General features: G+C 27.1%; 22 protein-coding genes. 11 read left to right on the forward strand and 11 right to left on the reverse strand.

Features of this window, described 5'->3' with window-relative positions; translation table 11 throughout:
• Positions 1-441 precede the first annotated feature (441 nt).
• Complete coding sequence (locus Q1X91_RS07180; protein WP_300755110.1) at positions 442-1,827, forward strand: MATE family efflux transporter; 1,386 nt, start codon at positions 442-444, stop codon at positions 1,825-1,827.
• A 236-nt stretch (positions 1,828-2,063) separates the two neighbouring features.
• Positions 2,064-3,689: a carboxylesterase family protein gene (locus tag Q1X91_RS07185; protein WP_300755113.1), complete on the forward strand. Its 1,626-nt coding sequence runs from the start codon at positions 2,064-2,066 to the stop codon at positions 3,687-3,689.
• Between the two features lie 104 nt (positions 3,690-3,793).
• Here Q1X91_RS07185 and Q1X91_RS07190 read toward each other — a convergent pair whose 3' ends face one another.
• From Q1X91_RS07190 to Q1X91_RS07230, 9 genes are all read right to left on the reverse strand, one after another.
• Positions 3,794-4,603 (reverse strand): MetQ/NlpA family ABC transporter substrate-binding protein, encoded by an 810-nt coding sequence (locus Q1X91_RS07190; RefSeq protein WP_300755116.1) that lies wholly within the window; start codon positions 4,601-4,603, stop codon positions 3,794-3,796.
• A 163-nt stretch (positions 4,604-4,766) separates the two neighbouring features.
• The gene (locus tag Q1X91_RS07195; protein WP_300755119.1) at positions 4,767-5,567 is read right to left on the reverse strand and encodes a MetQ/NlpA family ABC transporter substrate-binding protein; all 801 of its coding nucleotides are present in this window, start codon (positions 5,565-5,567) and stop codon (positions 4,767-4,769) included.
• Between the two features lie 75 nt (positions 5,568-5,642).
• Positions 5,643-6,467, reverse strand: coding sequence for a MetQ/NlpA family ABC transporter substrate-binding protein (locus Q1X91_RS07200; RefSeq protein WP_300755123.1), 825 nt, complete (start codon positions 6,465-6,467; stop codon positions 5,643-5,645).
• A gap of 21 nt (positions 6,468-6,488) precedes the next feature.
• Entirely contained in the window at positions 6,489-7,292 is an 804-nt protein-coding gene (locus Q1X91_RS07205) for a MetQ/NlpA family ABC transporter substrate-binding protein (RefSeq protein WP_300755126.1), read from the reverse strand.
• Between the two features lie 17 nt (positions 7,293-7,309).
• A complete protein-coding gene (locus tag Q1X91_RS07210; protein ID WP_300755129.1) occupies positions 7,310-8,107 on the reverse strand; it encodes a MetQ/NlpA family ABC transporter substrate-binding protein in 798 nt (265 codons plus the stop codon).
• 28 nt (positions 8,108-8,135) lie between these two features.
• On the reverse strand, positions 8,136-8,933 hold the full coding sequence (locus tag Q1X91_RS07215) for a MetQ/NlpA family ABC transporter substrate-binding protein (RefSeq protein ID WP_300755132.1): 798 nt from the start codon (positions 8,931-8,933) through the stop codon (positions 8,136-8,138).
• A gap of 57 nt (positions 8,934-8,990) precedes the next feature.
• Positions 8,991-9,959: an L-lactate dehydrogenase gene (locus Q1X91_RS07220; protein WP_300755135.1), complete on the reverse strand. Its 969-nt coding sequence runs from the start codon at positions 9,957-9,959 to the stop codon at positions 8,991-8,993.
• 52 nt (positions 9,960-10,011) lie between these two features.
• Positions 10,012-10,692: a methionine ABC transporter permease gene (locus Q1X91_RS07225; protein WP_300755138.1), complete on the reverse strand. Its 681-nt coding sequence runs from the start codon at positions 10,690-10,692 to the stop codon at positions 10,012-10,014.
• Positions 10,673-11,725, reverse strand: coding sequence for an ATP-binding cassette domain-containing protein (locus Q1X91_RS07230; protein WP_300755142.1), 1,053 nt, complete (start codon positions 11,723-11,725; stop codon positions 10,673-10,675). Before Q1X91_RS07230 ends, Q1X91_RS07225 begins: the two co-directional genes overlap by 20 nt.
• Positions 11,726-12,044: 319 nt before the next feature.
• Here Q1X91_RS07230 and Q1X91_RS07235 point away from each other — a divergent pair, with 319 nt between their 5' ends.
• Positions 12,045-13,619, forward strand: a complete 1,575-nt coding sequence (locus tag Q1X91_RS07235; RefSeq protein ID WP_300755144.1) for an aryl-sulfate sulfotransferase — start codon at positions 12,045-12,047, stop codon at positions 13,617-13,619.
• Here Q1X91_RS07235 and Q1X91_RS07240 read toward each other — a convergent pair.
• Entirely contained in the window at positions 13,591-13,719 is a 129-nt protein-coding gene (locus tag Q1X91_RS07240; RefSeq protein WP_300755147.1) for a hypothetical protein, read from the reverse strand. The two genes, Q1X91_RS07235 and Q1X91_RS07240, sit on opposite strands and share 29 nt — an antisense overlap.
• Positions 13,720-13,802: 83 nt before the next feature.
• Here Q1X91_RS07240 and Q1X91_RS07245 point away from each other — a divergent pair, with 83 nt between their 5' ends.
• The 8 genes from Q1X91_RS07245 to Q1X91_RS07280 all read left to right on the forward strand — a co-directional run bounded on the left by Q1X91_RS07245 (position 13,803) and on the right by Q1X91_RS07280 (position 19,590).
• The gene (locus Q1X91_RS07245; protein ID WP_300755149.1) at positions 13,803-15,980 is read left to right on the forward strand and encodes a hypothetical protein; all 2,178 of its coding nucleotides are present in this window, start codon (positions 13,803-13,805) and stop codon (positions 15,978-15,980) included.
• 191 nt (positions 15,981-16,171) lie between these two features.
• Positions 16,172-16,855 carry a MerR family transcriptional regulator gene (locus Q1X91_RS07250; protein ID WP_300755152.1) on the forward strand — a complete coding sequence of 228 codons (684 nt, stop codon included), beginning with the start codon at positions 16,172-16,174 and terminating at the stop codon, positions 16,853-16,855.
• Between the two features lie 50 nt (positions 16,856-16,905).
• Entirely contained in the window at positions 16,906-17,070 is a 165-nt protein-coding gene (locus Q1X91_RS07255) for a hypothetical protein (protein WP_300755154.1), read from the forward strand.
• A 17-nt stretch (positions 17,071-17,087) separates the two neighbouring features.
• Positions 17,088-17,219 carry a hypothetical protein gene (locus Q1X91_RS07260; protein ID WP_300755156.1) on the forward strand — a complete coding sequence of 44 codons (132 nt, stop codon included), beginning with the start codon at positions 17,088-17,090 and terminating at the stop codon, positions 17,217-17,219.
• 154 nt (positions 17,220-17,373) lie between these two features.
• Entirely contained in the window at positions 17,374-17,682 is a 309-nt protein-coding gene (locus tag Q1X91_RS07265; protein WP_300755158.1) for a hypothetical protein, read from the forward strand.
• A gap of 113 nt (positions 17,683-17,795) precedes the next feature.
• Positions 17,796-18,113, forward strand: coding sequence for a hypothetical protein (locus Q1X91_RS07270; protein WP_300755161.1), 318 nt, complete (start codon positions 17,796-17,798; stop codon positions 18,111-18,113).
• 290 nt (positions 18,114-18,403) lie between these two features.
• Complete coding sequence (locus Q1X91_RS07275; protein WP_300755164.1) at positions 18,404-18,997, forward strand: chromate transporter; 594 nt, start codon at positions 18,404-18,406, stop codon at positions 18,995-18,997.
• A 14-nt stretch (positions 18,998-19,011) separates the two neighbouring features.
• Positions 19,012-19,590, forward strand: a complete 579-nt coding sequence (locus Q1X91_RS07280; RefSeq protein WP_300755167.1) for a chromate transporter — start codon at positions 19,012-19,014, stop codon at positions 19,588-19,590.
• A 277-nt stretch (positions 19,591-19,867) separates the two neighbouring features.
• Here Q1X91_RS07280 and Q1X91_RS07285 read toward each other — a convergent pair whose 3' ends face one another.
• Entirely contained in the window at positions 19,868-20,296 is a 429-nt protein-coding gene (locus tag Q1X91_RS07285; protein ID WP_300755170.1) for a hypothetical protein, read from the reverse strand.
• Positions 20,297-20,335 lie beyond the last annotated feature (39 nt).

The following is a 20,335-nucleotide window of genomic DNA, read 5'->3' on the forward strand; positions in this document are numbered from 1 at the left end:
AGTAAAATTTAAAAATCTATTCTAACTCCCACCATTTAAATTTTTTAATTTTATCTGTTATTTATGAATGTTTTTTATTCTTTAGCTTTAACTGTTATTCTGACTGCCCACCCAAGTATTCTTTAAATTTTGTAATATTATTCGATGCACGGTTAATTTTATCCTCATAAAACATAAAAATTGTAATTATAAATTAAGCTATATTTTAAAATTAGTTCTGCATGCGTTTATGAAAATCTTAAATTTAAATCACGCTTTGGGTGGGCGTACTTTTTAAGTGTAGGCTTATAGATTTAATCAAAGACAATATAAAAAATAAAGCTTTAAAATCTAAAAGGACGTGATTTAGAATAAAATTTTATTGTTTGAAATGTATAACTTGAAAAAATAATAAAATAAAATTATACTTAAAAGATTAATATTGTATATAGGGATAATTTTATGGATAATAATTCAGTAACTTCCAATCCTCTTTATTATGAGAAACCATATAAACTTTTATTTAAATACGCAACACCAAGCATTATTTCTATGCTTGTAGGATCTCTTTATAATATAGTAGACCAAATATTTATAGGAAGAGGAGTAGGTATCAATGGTAATGCCGCTACAAATATAGCATTTCCTCTTACTATTATTTGTATGTCTATAGCATTGTTTCATGGATTTGGCTGTGCTTCATTTTACAGTATATTATTAGGTCAGGGAAATAATAAAAAGGCAGCCAAAATTATAGGAAATACTATTGTATTAGCTTTAATATTCGGGATTGTATTTACAGTAATAGTAAAAATATTTAATAAGAAATTAATGATGATGTTCGGATCTACTCAAGAAGTATTGCCTTATGCTGTGGAATATACAAATATAACAGCATTAGGTTTTGTACCATTTATATTTTCTACAATGATGAGCCATATAATAAGGGCAGACGGAAGTCCTCAGTATTCTATGACATCAGTACTTGCAGGTGCTATTATAAATACGATATTAGATCCGATTTTTATATTTACATTTGATATGGGTATGTCTGGAGCAGCACTTGCTACTATAATAGGACAATTTGTTTCATTTATTATGGTTATAAGATATTTATTTAGGTTCAAACATATAAAATTTGAAAAAGATAATTTTTTAATTGACCCTAAAAATATTTTAAAAATATATTCATTAGGATCATCACCTGGTTTTAATCAATTAGCGATGATGATAGTACAAATTACAATGAATAATGTACTTAGTTATTATGGAGCTAATTCCATATACGGAGGTAATATACCTTTGGCAGTGGCAGGCATTATTGCTAAAATTAATACTCTTGTAATGGCTTTTATAATAGGTTCATCTCAAGGAAGCCAGCCTATAATAGGTTTTAATTATGGAGCAAGAAATTATGACAGAGTTATAAAAACATATAAACTTACTATAACAATTACTACAATTATGGCATTTACAGCATTTTTATTATTTCAATTATTTCCGAGACAAATTGTAGCAATATTTGGAGATGGAAGCGATTTATATTTTCATTTTGCAGAAGAGTATATGCGTATATATATGGCATTAATGGTTATAAACGGTATTCAGCCAGTAACTGGAACATTCTTTACTTCTTTGGGCAAAGCATTTAAAGGAGCTTTTATATCTATGACAAGACAGATAATATTTTTACTTCCTCTTATTATAATACTTCCTAGAATACTCGGAATAGACGGAGTAATGTATGCAGGACCTGTAGCTGATGGTGCTGCTTTGATAGTAACTGTAATATTGGTAAGCAGAGAGATAAAGAAATTAAAGAAGATGCAGGAAGAAAAGAGCATATAATATATACTTGTTTCAAAACGATTATTCATATATATAATAATCCCATTTATTAAGTTTTAATATATAATATTTTACATGTATAGATTTGTATGTACAATATGTTTTAATATATAACTATTTTATATACTCAAATATAAATTTTATATAATTTGACTATTATTTCATAATAAAATAAAAAATAAAAGTATTATAATATATATCATTCAAAAGAATAATTTATTTTAAGGATAACAAAAATGAAAAAGAATGTTTTATTATTTTTTTCGCTTTTTATTATTTTAAGCTGCAGTAATAATAGCGAAACTGTAAGAGACACACAATTTGGAAAAGTGAAAGGCATAAAAGAAAACGATGCTTTAGTATGGTACAGTGTTCCTTATGGTAAGGCTTCACGATGGCAGGCTCCGCAAAATCCAGACAGCTGGAGCAATGAATACGATGCTTCAGTGTGGAAGGGACTAGCTTTGCAGTTAAGCGGAAATGAAATAGTTGGAAGTGAGGATTGTTTGAATTTAGATATCTATAGTAAAGAAGGGGCAAAAGATTTACCAGTATTGGTATTTTTGCATGGAGGAAACAATCAGACTGGAAGCACAAAAGAACTTATAGGTACAGATATGGTTGTAAAAGATGATATAGTATTTGTTTCTGTTAATTACCGTTTGGGATTATTAGGTTTTAATAACTTACCTGCTCTCATTAATGAAACCAATACAACAGGAAACTATACTCTTTTGGATATAGCATTAGCTTTAGACTGGGTAAAAAATAATATAGCATCTTTTGGAGGAGACCCAGAAAATGTTACTATATCAGGATTCAGTGCAGGCGGAAGAGATGTAATGGCATTATTGGTAAGCCCTATATTCAAAGGTAAATTCCAAAAAGCTATAGCATTCAGCGGAGGTATGACTATAGCTGATGAAACATTAAGCAGAAGACAAATAGCAAAAGCAATAGCCCCTCTTGCAGTAGAAGACGGCAAAGCAGCAAGCGAAGAAGAAGCTGTAAATTGGCTTTTAACTTCAGGAAGTGATGTTTCTGATTATTTATACAGCATATCTTCAGAGAGATTAATACCTCTTATGGGAAATGCAGGCATAAGAATGAGCGTATTCCCTCATCTTTACGGAGATGATGAAGTATTGCCTAAATCAGGTTTTGATACAGAAGATTATAATGCAGTACCTATTATAATGCTTACTGGAAATACAGAGTTCAGCATGTTTGCAAATGGAGATTCATATTTCTCTTCAGAAGAGATGAGTAATTATAGTGCAGAAGATATAGAAAAAGCAAAAACTTTCGCTATAAAATACGGAAGCAAAATGTATGCATACTTTAATGCAGAAGCCTCAGCAGAAAAAATGAGCGAATATAATTATAATGCCCCTATATATTTATGTTCTATCAATTACGGAGATTACACTTCAGATTATAAAATACCAACATTCGGTGCTTTTCATGGAATATTTATACCTATGCTTGCTAAAGAACATAATTATAAAAATATAGATAATAATTTATTTGCATCTGCCTCATATAAAGATGTTTCTGATATATTTAATCAATATTTAAAAAACTTCCTCTATACAGGAGATCCTAATTCTGATAATTTAAACACTTGGGAGAGATGGAATAATGAAACTCATCTTTCTATGGTATTAGATGCCAAAGATGATAAAGCAGTATGTGAATCAAAAAGTGTCACTGCAACATACGAAGATATTATAAATGAAATGAATAATGATACTGAACTATCTGAAGAATTAAAAGATAAGATGATAAAAAATGTAATGAACGGCAGATGGTTCAGCGACAGTTTGGATAAATACTATAATAATAGAAATTTATGGGAGTAATTATTAATTGGTTAAAAAATTAATTAAATAATTAAACAAGCAATTAAAAAGCCCTATATATTTTTTATATATAGGGCTTAATTTTTATTAAAAATTATTTATTCTTATTTCCAAGCAGGAAGATAAGAACCTAAAAAGTTTTCATTATAAACTTTCTCTACTATATCAGACTGATAAGTTTCTACAACTTTTTTGTATAGTTCATTATCTTTATCTTTAGTTCTAGCAGCAATTAAGTTTACAAAAGATTTTCCGCTGTAAATAGAAGGATCATCTTTAAATATATAGTCTTTTCCAGGATTAAGTCCGAAGTCAATAGCATAGTTTCCATTTATAACAGCACAAGCAACATCTGGAAGCACTCCGTAAATAGCACCTGCATCCATTTCTATTATTTGAAGATTAAGAGGGTTTTCTGTAATATCGCTTACAGATGGAGTGTCTCCCGCTTCTGGTTTTACTTTAATAAGTCCTGCAGCCTGAAGTACTTTTAAAGCTCTTCCTCCGTTGGAAGGATCATTAGGTATAGCTATTTTATCGCCGTTTTTTACCTGACTTACATCTGTAATATTAGTAGAATAAATATTCATAGCAGATATATAAGTATCAGCTATAGCAGTGATATTATATTTTTTATTTGACACTTCATCATTAAAGTATGCATAATGCTGAAAAGCGTTCAAATCTATTTCGCCGTCATTTAAAGCCTGATTAGGTATAGTGTAGTCAGAGAATGATACTAATTCTACAGTGATGCCTTCTTCTGCTAATTTTTCAACTATAGGATTCCAAATTTGATAATCGGATTCTCCTGCAAATCCTACCTTTACAGTTTTATCTGCATTTGTTTTTGAACCTTGACATGATAATATTATAAATGTCATAGACAATATTAATAATAAAATCTTTTTCATATTTATTTTCTCCTTGTTATTAGGTAATAATTTCATATTAGATTATATTATTTTAATAATAATTTCAATAATAAATAAAAAGACTTGCCGCAAAACTATAAATATTTATCAATTTATTTTTGCAGTAAGTCTAATACTATAATAAATTATCATTAAAATAAAATTATTTCCAAGTAGGTAAGTATGCCCCTTTGAAATCTTCTGCATATACTTTTTCTACTTCTGGAGACTGATATGCTTCTACTATTTTTTTGTATATTTCATTATCTTTATCTTCAGTTCTAGCCGCTATCAAATTATAAAAAGAGTTTCCAGTATATATAGAAGGATCATCTTTAAATATATAATCAGAACCAGGATTAAGTCCGAAGTCGATAGCATAGTTTCCGTTTATAACAGCACAAGCAACATCTGGAAGAAGACTATATAAACTTCCAGCATCTATTTCTACTAATTCTATATTAAGAGGATTTTCTGTTATATCATCAATGCTTGGAGAATCTCCAGCTTCTGGATTTACTTTGATAACTCCAGCCGCTTCTAAAACTTTTAAAGCTCTTCCTCCGTTTGCAGGATCATTAGGTATAGCTATTTTATCATTATTTTTAAGCTCACTTACATTTGTAATATTTTTCGAATATATATTCATAGATGATATAAATGTAGTTCCTATTGCTGTAAGATCATAATTTCTTGATGCTAATTCGTTATTAAAATATGCAAAGTGCTGAAAGGCATTTAAATCTATTTCTCCGTCATTTAAAGCCTGATTAGGCAAAGTGTAATCAGAAAAAGATACTAACTCTACAGTTATACCTTCTTTAGCTAACTTTTCAATAACAGGCTTCCAAGTAATTCTATCAGATTCCCCTACATGTCCTATTTTTACTACGGTACCTTTTTGATTATTACTGCCGCATGATAATATTATAAATGTCATAAACAATAATAAAATCTTTTTCATTTTTTCTCCTTAAAATAAATTTTTATTTTTTATTAATAATTAATTTTTTTAAATTAAGATATGTAAAATTACTTACTATTTCCAAGCAGGCGGATAAGCCCCTTTGAAATCCCCAGCATATACTTTTTCTGTTTCAGAAGACTGATATGTTTCTGCTATTTTTTTATATATAGGATTATTTTTATCTTTAGTTCTAGCTGCTATTATATTGATAAAATAGTTCCCGCTGTATATGGAAGGATCATCTTGAAATATATAATCAGCTCCCGGATTCAATCCCATATCCATAGCATAATTGGCATTAATAACAGCACAAGCAGCATCATTAAGTACACTGTATATATCTATAGATTTTACTTCCATTATTTTTATATTAATCGGATTCTCTATTATATCATTGGTGCTGGGAAAATCTCCAGCCTCTTCTTTAAGTTTGATAATACCAGCAGCCTGAAGTACTTTTAAAGCTCTTGCCGTATTTGAAGAATCTTTTGGTATTACAACCGTATCTTCTTCTTTTATCTGATTAATATTCGTAATTTGTTTAGAGTATATATTCATAGCTGAAATATAAGTATCCGCTATAGGAGTTATATTATATCCTTCTTCTTTTACCTGATTATCAAAATATGCATGATGCTGAAAAGCATTTAAATCAACTTCTCCGTCATTTAAAGCTTTGTTTGGTATATCATAATCATAAAAATCTACAAGTTCTATTTTTATACCTTCTTTATCAAGTTTTTCTATTATATGTTTCCATATAATTGTATCTGAAGCACCTACATGTGCTATTTTTATTACTTTTTTATCATCTTTATTATCAGAGCATGAAATAAAAACATATGCTGTCAACAATAATAAAATTTTTAAAATATTTTTAAGCGTTTTTATATTCATTAATATATCCTTAAAAAGCGTTTAATCTGCTATCGTAATGCCTACTATTTTACCTGCATCTATAAGTTCTGATACTTTTTCTTTGTAAAGATTTGCTATAGTTTTATATATTATATTATTTTCATCTTCAAGCCTTGCTGCTACTACATTAACATACATGTCCGACTGATACTTGCTTGGATCATCTTCATATATAATATTGCTGTTTCTAAAATCAAAATTGAAATGGTAATTAACAATGGCAGCATCAACTTTTGACATGATAGAATGCATATCACTTGATTTTATAGGCACAAACTCAATAAGTAAATAGTTTTCTCTTATATCGTCAAATTTGTAATTATAATTTTTATTACCATTTTCTTTTAATTTTATCAAACCTATAGAATCAAGTATTTTAAGTGCTCTTGATAAATTTATATCATCTTCAGGAACTGCTATTTTTGATTTTAAGCCTATTTGTCCTATATTTGTAAGATTATCAGAATACATATTCATATCAGCTATAAATGTTTTTTCTACAATGGATAAGTAGTAATCATTTTTATTGGTATCATTTACAAAATACGCATAATGCTGAAAATGATTTAAGTCTATTGCCTTGCTTACTAAAGCCTTATTTAATACGCTGTAATCTGAAAAAGTTATCAAATCTAAAATAATATTCTGTTCTTTTAATTTTCCTGTTAAAGATTCTAATATAGCGGTATCAAACTCACCTATGCAGCCTAGTTTTACAGTAATATCTTTTTTATTTTCTTTACTGCATGAAGCAAATAATAATAACATCATAATTATAAATATTTTTAATATTTGATTATTCATTTTTTGCACCTCAATTATTAATCAATAACAATGAGCCCTTTTAATTTATTTTCTTCTATATAAGTTTTAATTTTATGTTTGTAGCTTACAGCTATAAAATTATAAATATTATAAGATTTATCTTTTTCACGGCAGACAATTAAATTCACATATGATTTTTTTCCTGAAGCAGAATATTTTTTTACATCATCATAATATATAATATTGTAATTCTGATAATCTGAAATAAATCCGTAATTAATAATAGCTGCATCTATCTTGTCCATATTATAATATATTGTACTTGCTTCCATAGGGACAATTTCCAAGTTTAAATTATTTTCTGAGATATTGTTTAAAGAATACAAGTTATTATTATATCTTTCTAATTTAATAAAACCTGCCATTTCTAATATCTGCAAAGCCCTTGATAAGTTTACTTTATCAATAGGGACAGCGACTTTTGCATTTGACTGTATTTGATTTATATTTGTAAAATTCTTCGAATATATATGCATAGGTGCTACAAAAGTTTTTTCTAAAATAGAAAGTTTATAATTATGCTCATTCGCTTCATTTACAAAATAAATATAATTTTGAAAAGCATTCAAATCAATGTCCCCGTCATTTAATGCCTTGTTTAAAAGTTCATAATCATTAAAATAAACAATATCTAATTTATAATTATCCCTTTTAATTTCTTCATTTATTTGATTCCATATATCATAGTCAAACTCACCTATATGTCCTATTTTTATAATTTCTACGTTGTTATTACCGCTGCATGAATATGATATATTTATTAATAAAAAAAATATAAAAAATTTCTTCATCATAATAAAAAACCTATATTCATTATAAAAATTACCAAACAGCTATATAAGCCCCCTTAAAGTCATTACTGTAAATTTCTTTAACTTCATCTGACTGATAAGCATTCACTATTTTTTTGTATATTTCATTATCTTTATCTTCTGCTCTTACAGCTATAAGATTTATATAGTTTTTATCAGCATAGTTTGTAGGATTATCTTTATATATAGAATCTTTATCTGGATTAAGCCCGAAGTTTAGAGCAAAATTACAGTTAATTACAGCACAAGCCACATCTGGAAGAAGACTATATATACTTCCAGCATCAACTTCTATTATATTCAAATTAAGTTTATTCTCTGATATATCATTTAATACTGGATTTACTATATTCTTATCTCTTAATTTTATAAGCCCAGCAGCTTCCAAAACTTTTAAAGCTCTTCCTCCGTTTGAAGGGTCATTAGGTATAGCTATTTTATCATTTTCTTTTACTTCATTAATATTTGTTATATTGTCAGAATATATGTTCATAGCAGCAAGACAAGTATCAGCTATAGCAGTTAATTTATATCCTTTAGTTTCTACTTCATTGTTAAAGAAGGCATAATGCTGAAAATTATTCATATCTATATCGCCGTCATTTAAAGCCTGATTAGGAAGAAGATAATCTCCGAATGATACAAGCTCTATTTTTATATTATCATTAGAAACCTGTCTCATAACCTCTTCCCAAATAACTCTGTCAGACTCTCCTATATAGCCAACCTTCACAACATTTTCATTCTTATTACCAGATGAACATGCTGCTAAAAACAACATGCTCAAAAATAAAATTATTTTTTTCATATCTTAATTCTCCATAAATAAACTCATTAATTGTTTTTTAATTAATATATTATTTTATTACATTTTTAAAGCTAATTCATAATTTTTTTTCATAACTTCGCATGAAGCATTAAATAATTTTTTCTCTTCATCGTTCATGTTAAGCTCTATTATCTCTTCAACTCCGTCTCTTCCAAGTACAGCAGGTACAGAAGCATAAACATCTGTCTGTCCGTATTCTCCATTCAAATAAACTGATACTGGAAGCACTCTATGTTCATCAGAAAGTACAGCACGTGCAACTTCGGCTAAGGAAGTACCTATTCCAAACTCAGTAGATCCTTTGCCTCCTAAAACGTCCCAGCCTCCTCTTCTGCCTTTGTTAGCTAGTTCATTTAAATCTAATTTTGAATATTTTTCTTTTTCTTTCATAAGCTCAAATAAAGGTTTTCCAGCTATAGTTACAGTTGACCAAGCTACCATTTGGCTTTCTCCATGCTCACCCAAAGCATAGGCATATATTGATTTCTGATCTATATTAACAGCTTCAGATATTGCTCTTCTTAATCTTGCTGAGTCTAATGTTGTGCTTGTAGATATTATTCTTTTTGGGTTGTAGTTTAATTTGTTTTGCAGATAGTGCGTGATAACATCGGCAGGGTTTGATATATTTATTATTATGCCGTTAAACTTAGTTTTTTTTATTTTCTCTATTATATCTTTCATCACTTCTATAGTAGCACCTAAAGTATCCATTCTAGTTTGATTCATATTAGGCAATGGTCCTGCACATACTACCATTATATCAGCATCATCAATATCACTATAATTTCCTGATTTTACTTCTACTCTATGAGGAAGATATACTGTAGAATCAAATATATCCAAAGCCTGAGAAAATGCTTTCTTTTCGTCTATATCAATAAAAACTATCTCTTCAGCAAGTCCCTGTGCTGCTAATGCATATCCAGCATGCGATCCTACATGACCTGCTCCTATTAAAACCACTTTTCTTCTTTTGATAGAATTGTTTATAGTATTATTCATAAATAAATTTCCTTTTTATAAATTATTTTATTAATAAATTTAAATAATTTTTTTAATGTGTAGCTTTTTTTACCACAAAGTTCCCTATAGCTTGTATAATACCTACTAATATAACTAATAGTATTACAGATACATATATAATATCAAGTTTATTTCTATAATATCCAGACTGTATAGCATAAGTACCAAGTCCGCCTGCACCTACAGCACCAGCCATAGCGGTAAGTCCTATTAAGCTGATAGCAGTTATAGTAGTTCCTCTTGCTATAGGAGCAATACTTTCTTTTAAATATACTCTAAATATTATTGCTATAGGTGATGATCCCATAGACTGAGCTGCCTCTACAAGTCCAGGATTAACTTCTGATAATGCACTCTCTATTTGTCTTGCAAAGAAAGGCACTGTTCCGAATATTAAAGGTATTATAGCTCCCTTTACACCAATGGCAGTACCCATTATAAATCTTGTAACAGGTACAAGCATAGCAAGAAGTATAATAAAAGGAATAGCTCTGAAAAAATTTATAACCTTACTTAATACTTCATATACCACTATATTTTCCATAATACCGAATTTTTTGGTAACTATTAATAATACGCCCAAAAAACCGCCTATAAAAAATGATATTATACCAGAATAAAGAAGCATAACAAATGTCTGTATTATGCTTTGATAAAGTCTTGGCAAATCAGCCATAACATTAGGCATTAAATTATTCATCATATCTAGCATCAGTAATCACCTCTATATCAATATTTTGTTCTTTAAGAAAGTTTATAGTATTTGTTATGCCGCCTTTTTCTTTCTCATGCATTATAACAACAAGCCCTCCCAAAAGACTGTCATCTATAAGCTCAACATTACCGAATATTATATTAAGGTCTACATTAAACTTTCTTGATACATGAGATACCAAAGCCTCTCCAACACTTTCCTTTTTATATTTTAATCTTACTATACATTCGCCTGCTTTAATTTTTGTAATATTATCTTTCTCTTCTACAAGCGTATATATTTTTGAAAGATTTGAAGTAGTATCTATGAAATCCTGAGTAATTTTATTTTTAGGGTGAGAAAATACTTCAAATATATCGCCTTCTTCTATCAAATTACCCTTATTCATAACAGCTACTCTGTGGCATAATTCTTTAACTACGTTCATTTCATGAGTTATTACTACTATAGTAATACCCAAATTCTCATTTAATTTTTTTAATAATTTTAAAATAGAAGAAGTAGTCTGAGGGTCTAAGGCACTGGTAGCTTCATCGCATAAAAGTATCTGCGGATCATTGGCCAAAGCTCTTGCAATAGCTACTCTTTGTTTTTGTCCGCCGCTTAGCTGAGAAGGATAAACATATGCTTTTTCTTTTATATCTACAAGCTCAAGCAAGGACATTACTTTTTTTTCTATCTCATCTTTTGAAAGTCCTCTGTATCTTAAAGGATACGCCACATTTTTAAATACTGTTCTTGAAGCAAATAGATTGAACTGCTGAAATATCATTCCAATTTTTTTTCTTTTCTGTCTTAATTCTCTAGGGTTTAATGCTGTAATCTCTTCGCCGTCAATATATACTTTTCCAGATGTAGGTCTTTCAAGTAAGTTTATGCATCTAACTAGTGTAGATTTTCCAGCTCCTGAAAAACCTATTATTCCGTATATTTCGCCTTTTTCTATTTTGAGAGAAACATTATTTACTGCATTAAGCTGCTTATTTTTTTCAGTTTTAAATATTTTACTGACATTTTCTAAAATTATCATATATGTCCTACATTAAGTTATAATGATTAAGTTTGCATACACTCTAAAAATATTATTATATATAAAAACCTTGAAGTATTATATAATTTTAAAATATATCTGTCAATAGTAATTGTTTTATATCAAATTATATTTTATTCATTAGTATCTTTTTTATTTAGAAATACACATATAAAAATACAAACATTTTTTATTGAACTTGGGGGGTGGGCGGGCTAATGAAAGCAATTATAATACTATGTATTTTAATTTTTTTGTTGCATAAAAATAGATTATTATTTAGAATAACTAATAATATAATTAATTTGGTATTTTATTTATGAGAAAGTTTTTATTTAATTTTTTTATATTGATTTTAATATTTTCATGTTCAAAAAAAGAAACTCCGCTTCCTGATGATAAATTAGGAGAGCTTGTACTAAATCCTAGCGGGCAGACACCTTTATCATTAGTATACAAAATAGATACTAATAATAATTACCCCGTTACAGTGATAACAAAGGGAATGCTTGGAGATAATGATATAATATTTACTTACCCTAAAAATTACGGATCTAATTTCGCTATACATGGCATGTACTCTGAAAATACAAACACTATTTACATTATTAACGGCACTAATAGAATATCTACCAACATAATAGTAGATAAACTTTATATTGACGGAATATATATACCAGCTACAAACAGGGTTATAAAAAATTTAGTGCCTGAAGAGAATATATATTTTGCTAGCATTAATGATGAAAGTTCGATAAGCAATTTAACTGATAATAATGAAGAGATATATTTTGTAAGCCCCGTTATAAATAGAAGCTGGAAAGGTCTTTTCTTAATGGGAGTAAGCAGAAACGGAAATCTGCGATATGTTAATTATTCTAACTTCTATCTTACTAATGAAATAGCAAAGGTTATAGATGAAGATAATGATATAGTTATTTATGATACTATGGGAGTTAGCGATTTGCTTGGAAATGCTAAATTAGACATTACAAAACTTGATATAGGTGTTCATCATGACACTATAAGAAAAAAGGCTGACAGTAATTATATAATGCTTGCAAACTCTGCTTGGGGCGTTGAGGACAGAATTTGCGAAGTGGACAGTAATGGAAATATGATTAGAGATTTGTATGTCGGCGATTTGATAAAAAAGATAGTGAACAGAAACGGCGATGAGGCAGAGAAAGAGTATTTAAAAAAGCTAATATTTGATGAAGATAATAAATACTACAGTATAGGAAGAAAAAGAGATTTTCCTATGGACTGGGCACATTGTAATTCTTTAGTTTATGACGATGATAATGATATACTTTATTTATCAGTGAGAAGTTTGGCAGTTATGGCGGTTGATTACAGCGAATGGGAGCTTATTTGGTATATGGCAGATGATACATTGGATACTATGGAATCATACAACCCATACGGAAGATATTTAAAAGATTTAAAATCATTTGATCCTTATAAAGTTTTAGGTGACGGAAATACAGACGGACCTAAAAGCCAGCATGCTTTGTTTTTGATATCTACTAATGTAATAGCTATGTTTGATAATCAGGGAGATGAAGACATTAATCCCAACGGTTCAAGATACGTTGAATATAAAATTACTGGTTCGCATGGAAATTGGAAGGCTGAAAAAATTTATGAATATAAAACAGATAATAAATTATATTCTCACTATATATCCGATATAGATTTTTTAAGCAATGGAAACATGCTTCTTGATTTCGGTAATAATTCTCAGATAATGGAAATAAATAAAGAAACAAAGGAAGTTTATTATCATTTGAAATTCGGTATAAAGACTTGGGGTATTTATAGAGTAGATAAAATGCCTTTTTATTATTCTGATGGTTATAAATTTAGTGAGGACTGCTCTTTTTTGGAATAAAGATAGTATTTAGTTTTTTACTAATATCATCAAATGTGAGATTCTCTTTTTTTATAAGGTCATATATTTGATTTTCTGTTTTTATATTATATTTTTTCATGATGCCTCTACGCCTCTGTAATTTTTTTAAATAAAATTTATAATATAAAATAATCAAAAAATATAAGCGAATATAAGTTAATTATGAAAGAAGTACGAATTTATATAAACGGAAAAACAAAAACAATATCTTATACAAGTGAAGAAGATATAAAGACTCTTGTAAAAAAAGAAAAAGAAAATGTATATGTGATTAAAAAAACTAGAGGAAGAAAAAAGAAAGAAGAACCGTTTACTATATCAAAATTGATTTATAAAAATAATAAGTTTGATAAAACAGAAGAAAAATACATTACAGAAATTAAACTTGACAGTAAAAATATTTATCTTTTTGAAATAGGTTTATTCATAGATATATATAATAATATTTTTAAAAAATTAGAAAATAAGGATTTAAAATACAGAACTTTAGTAAAACTAATAAATGATAAAGAAAAACTTCTTCATAATAAAAATTCTGTTAAAAAAGAAGTAAGAAGGTATGGAGAATATCATAAGAATAAACTTTTTGAAGGCTATAAGTTTTTTGAAAATACAATATATTATAAATTAGAAATGCTCATCATAGCAGACAATATAAATTATTATTATGAGAATAAATTAGATTTTAAAGATATAAAAACTATATTATATGGTACAGATTATGAAGCAAAAATACATTTAGATTATATAAAAGATATTGAAAGAAATAGGGAAGCGAGTAAACAATTAAATGAAACTAAAAAACAATTAAAAAAAGTTTCGATTGAAAAAGATAATACTGAAAAAGAATTAAATAAAATTTTAATAGAAAAAGAAGAAGCAGAAAAAGAATTAGAAGAAACTAAAAAACAATTAAAATTACATGCTGATTTACTTCCAATACTAAAAAAAGAATCAATTCACACTGATGAATACTATATAAAAAATATGAGTTTTGAAGAATTAAAAATAAGTATAGAAAATATAAATATGCTTATAAGCTCATCTAAAGAACTTAATTATATAAACTATTACACAATAAAAAAATATATACTTTGTCTTTATTATATATTTGAAAGAGAAGAAATTAATAATTTATTTGGTAATATTTATTTAGATAAAAATATTATATACTATGATTTGCATTTTTATTATTTCATATTCATAATATACACTCTTAATAATAAGAATAAGCTTGATAATAAAGAGTATGAAGAGATTATTAATTTATATATAGAAAAATATAATACTCTTAAAAAAGAAAAATCTTATTTATTTGACAAAGCATATAATTTAGATATAGCAAAGAGATATGAACTAAAAAATCTAAATCATAATAATTATTTAAAAAACGACAGCTATTTACATCTTATGTATAAATATAATGATTATAGAGATTTATTTTTTGAAAAAGATTATTATAATTTTGTTTTATTTTTATGCAGCAAAATAAAGTTTGGAATATATTTTAATTTAGCAGATTATCAGGAAAATATATTTATTAATGAATATAAAGAAATGAATTTACAAAAATCAGATAATACAATTAATAATATTATTATTCAAATAGAAGGTACAAAAATAGCTAGAAAAATAGCAGAGAGATTTTATTTTCTTAAATTAATAACTTTAGAAGAATACGGAATTATAAATACTTTATTAAATGATTTGCTTATAGAATTAGCATATAGTCATACACAAACTATTAAAAATTATATTAAAGATGAAAAAAGAATATTAAAAAGCTATGATAATATTTTTAATAGTATTATAGATTTTTATGATAGTATGAAAACAGATAAATTATTATCTCCTGTAGACTATTATTTTTCTAAAAAGATTATAAAAGAACAAAAAATTATTGACGATTATACTTCTAATTTCTCATTAGATGAATCAGAAATAATTGAGGAAGCTAAAAAAAGATTTATTAATGGTAATGAAGAAAATATTTCAGATGATAATTTGGATATATTTACTAAAAAAATGTTTGATGAATTAGATAATGATTTTAATGGATATAATGATAGATACAAAAGAGATTTTAAATTAAAAATAGAAGCATTCTTCAAAATGAATCATTCTATGATTATGATGATAACAAAATATTTTTATAAAGATAATATTAAAGAAAATTTCATAAAAAATATTGAGTATTTATACAAATTACAGTCTTACACATCTTATTTGGTTCATAATAAAATGATAGATTATAATAATATTTTTATATACACATATCATTATGTATTTATGTTTAATGATATAGAATTAGCTAAAGTATTTTTTTCTTCAGTAGAATAAAAGCTAAAAATTTTCTAAAAAAAATTCACTTTTTTATTAGGTACATTGATGTACCAATAAGGCGAAAACTCCATTATTGCCTATAATAAATTTATAAATAATTACCTATGGGTAAGTATTTAATTTTTGTTTGTATTATTTTTATATAAAAGTTAGTTTTAAAAACTACTTTTTTGTAAGGAAAACAATAAATGTTGAATAATACCAGTATAGCATATTTTATAAATAATAAAAGATATATCCTTGAAAGCATAAAAAATAAAAACAAAAATGAATTAATTGCTATAGGAAATTTTTTAGAAATTTTAAAAAACGAAGAAATTAATAATGTAACATTAAAAAATTTGAGAGAATGGGATAATAAAAATGTGCTTCCTGCATACAGAATTACTCATGGACCTATAAGAGAAAAGGTAAGATACTACAGCAAAGAGCATATTGATATTGTAAGAGAGATACTTCGTTTAAAGGCATTGGGATTTGAGCTGCCTGATATTAAAAAGGTGATATTTGATAATATACCGGAGTGCTTAATATTTGTAAGTAAGGATATACTAAAAAAAGAGGAAATAAAAAAAATGAAGGGCTTAATTGAAAACATCAATAAAAAAGAGGCTGATATAATAAAGGCTATAATAAAAAACTCTAAAAAAGAATTTTATAATAATTTTAATATAGATAATTTAAATGATGATTATATAAAAGATATTATAAATCAGTATAAGAACATAAATTTAGAAAATAAAGAAGATCTAAATATTATAAGTTTCATACTGATTTTGATTAGTGCATTTAATTGCTATGATGAGAGTAATAATATTTTTGATAGAGAGAAGTTTTCAAATTATATTAATGATATAGCAGGCAGGTATTAAAGTTATAAACTTTAATAAAAAATATAAAAATAACTTTTAAGGAGCTAAATATGAGTGAAAAAAAGAAACAAGCTAATAACAAAGCTGATATTGTTAATGCCAATAAAGGCACAGACGGAACAAATATTACCTATGATAAAGCTCAAGGTAACAGAGGCTGGCAGAAAAATCCGCTAAATCCAGAAAATCAAAAAAACAATAATGATAAAAAATAATTTTAAGGAGGAAAATTATGGCTAAAAAACATAACAATGAAGCTGATATGCAAAACCCTAATAAAGGAAGTAATGGAACTAATCCGCGATATGACCAAAATCAGGGCAACAGAGGCAAACAGCTAAACCCTAATCAAAAAAATAAATAAATTCAGTTAAAACTTTAATACTTGCCGTCAGACTTTTTAAAAGTTAATAATTGCCCTAGGGTAGTTATGGACTTTTATAAAGTATAATCATTGTTAAAAACAGTAAAAAAATTTATGTTATACATAATAAAAAATTATTTAAGGAGAAAACAAAATGAAAAATATTATTAGCATCATAATAATATTAATATCTGCATTAACATTAATGAGCTGTTCTACTATAGCAACTGCAGATAATATTCCTCAAAGTCTTCAGCTTAGCGGAAACGACATCACAGTAGGAGAAGTACTGACAGCAGAGCTTCCTTACGATTCAAAAGACACTACATTAAAAGAACAGTTAATAGCAGAGGCTTTGAAAGGTACTAATTATGATTTTTTAATTATGCCCAGATACGAAATTACACAATCAGGATTATCTAAAAAAATGAAAATAAGAGGAAGAGGTGCTAGGGTAAAATAAATAATTATGAATTCCCCTAGGGTAAATATTAACTATTATATTATAAAACATTGAATAATTAATTATATATACTTATATTATCATTATAATAAAAACTTTAAGGAGAAAATAAAATGAAAAAAATTATCACTGTTATTTTAGCTTTAACTTTATTATCAGCTTTCAGCATATCCTGCAGCAAAGGTTTTAGTTTTAATGATTTAGGGGGCACTTGGGTAGGAAGCGGCGGAAGTTTTACAGTAAACACTTCCGCCAAAACTATAACAAAAGATAATCAGACATATAATGTTCAAGGAGCAAGTGATTCAAAAGCCCAATTATTAAATATAATGTTATTAAAAGACGGCAGTAATGCTGGTGATATAACATTTACAAGCAAAACAGAAGCTAATGGTACAGGCGATTTCAATGGAGCTTGGACTAAACAATAATAATATTCATTGTTAAAAAATTATATAAGCTTTATGATAAATATAAATTATCATAAAGCTTTTTTATATTCTTTATATAATATATTTTTACTATACTTGTTTAAAAAATAATTTTATTTATTGTGAGACAAATATAATCTTATCAAGTATTTTTGAAATAACTCTAATATATTTTATTATAAAATCAACTGCATAAAAAATTATGGAACAATATTTATTACAGTTGACAATAATAAAATATGATGTAAATTTATTTAACTGTATTTAAAAAATTTCTTATAGGAAAATTAATGGATAATATCAGTCAGTCTAATGAACAGGCAAAAAAGCCCAAATGGCATACTATGTTTTTTTCTTTCTTTTATATAGGACTTGTTACTATAGGAGGAGGACTTGCTATGCTTCCTATTATGGAAGAAGAGTTTGTAAGTAAAAGAAAGTTCTTAACTAAAGATGAAATAATAGATATATTTGCCCTAGCTCAAAGTATACCGGGAGTAATTGCTGTAAACTCATCTCTTCTTACAGGTTTTAAAGTAGCTGGAATATTCGGCGGTATAATGGCGGGAATAGGCGTTATGGCACCTTCATTTATTATTATACTTATGATAGCTCCTATATTTGAGAGATTTCAAAATACAGAGTATGTACATAAAGCATTTTTAGGCATACGCGGTGCTATAGCAGGGCTTATACTTCTTTCTGCTTTTGGAATGGGAAAACAGGTAATGAAGGATAAATTCACTGTTATTCTTTTTGTACTTAGTTTTATTTTAGTTGTATTTTTGAATTTTAATGTAATATATGCTTTGCTTTTATCAGCACTGATAGGCTGGCTGTATTATCTATTTAATAAATATGTTATAAAAAATAATAATAAATAACGGAAATTAATACTATGATATACTTGAGACTTTTTTATGTATTTGCAAAACTCGGACTTTTTACTTACGGAGGCGGATACGCTATTATAGCTTTGCTTTTAGGAATATTAGAAGATTACGGCTGGGTAACTTCTGCAGAGTTCTCTAATCTTGTAGCAATATCCCAGATAACACCGGGACCCATTGCTATTAACTCTGCAACATTTGTGGGATATAAAGTAGCTGGAGTATTAGGTTCTGCAACTGCCACTTTTGGTATATTTCTTCCTGCATTTATTATCACTATGATAGTGTCAAAATTCTTTTATGCTGTAAAAAATAATGAACAGTTTAATAGTATAATGAATGCTCTTCGTGTATGTGCTGTTGCATTAATAGCTTCGGCCGTTGTAACTTTTACAAAAGATGCTTTTTTTGTTCAGCTTACAGAAACTTCTATATTAAGAAATATTGTTTTTATTCAAAATATCTTTAAATACATCAGCCCAATAGGAGTATTTATATTTGCTTTATCAATATTCTTAAAGATAAAAAAAGTACCTATACTTGCTATAATAGTTATTTCTGCCGTTTTGGGAATAATTTTATATTAATAGACTTGTTTCAAAAGTACTTGACAAATAATTTTAATAGTTTATTGTTTTATGCTAAATTATATAATATTAATTATCATGCAAATCGTATGTTTTTTGTATAATTTATCATTTTAATATATAAATATGCAGTCTTTTTGCTTCTTTGGGTCACCACTGAGTAGGTGCCTAGACGGCAAAAGAAGTGGGGGTGCGGCACGACTGTGTGCTTCGCAGGGCTAGTCCCCGCAATTATAAATAAAAATAGTTTTGAAACAAGCCTAATGTAGTTATTATATTATCTTACCTTTGTAAGATTACCGCTTCCCCTTGTACCGTCATTACGGTCAAAATAAAAATTGAGGGCATAATCAGAAAAAGTAAATGTAAAATAATATCTATATCCGCTTGAAGTGATAGAAGCTGAATATGAGTTATCAGAAAGTTTTACTATATTCTCTTTATATATATTGTTAAAAAAAGATATATATCCTCCTGAAATATTTACTGCTGCAACACTGCCTGAAGAAATAGTAACAGATACATAAGCCTGCCCTGTAATATTATAACTGTCAGTTATTGTAATGCCCGATTCATATAAACCTATATATTTTTTGTCTATTTCATTATCATTTAATAATGATGATGAGGAGGAAGTATAAAAATTAAGACAGCCGCATATGAAAAATGCAGAAAATATAGTAATAATTTTTAATATACTATTCATTTGCCTCATAATAGTTATAAAATAAAATTAATCAATAAA

Origin of the sequence: uncultured Brachyspira sp., from assembly GCF_949287625.1 — a bacterium.
GTDB lineage: Bacteria > Spirochaetota > Brachyspiria > Brachyspirales > Brachyspiraceae > Brachyspira.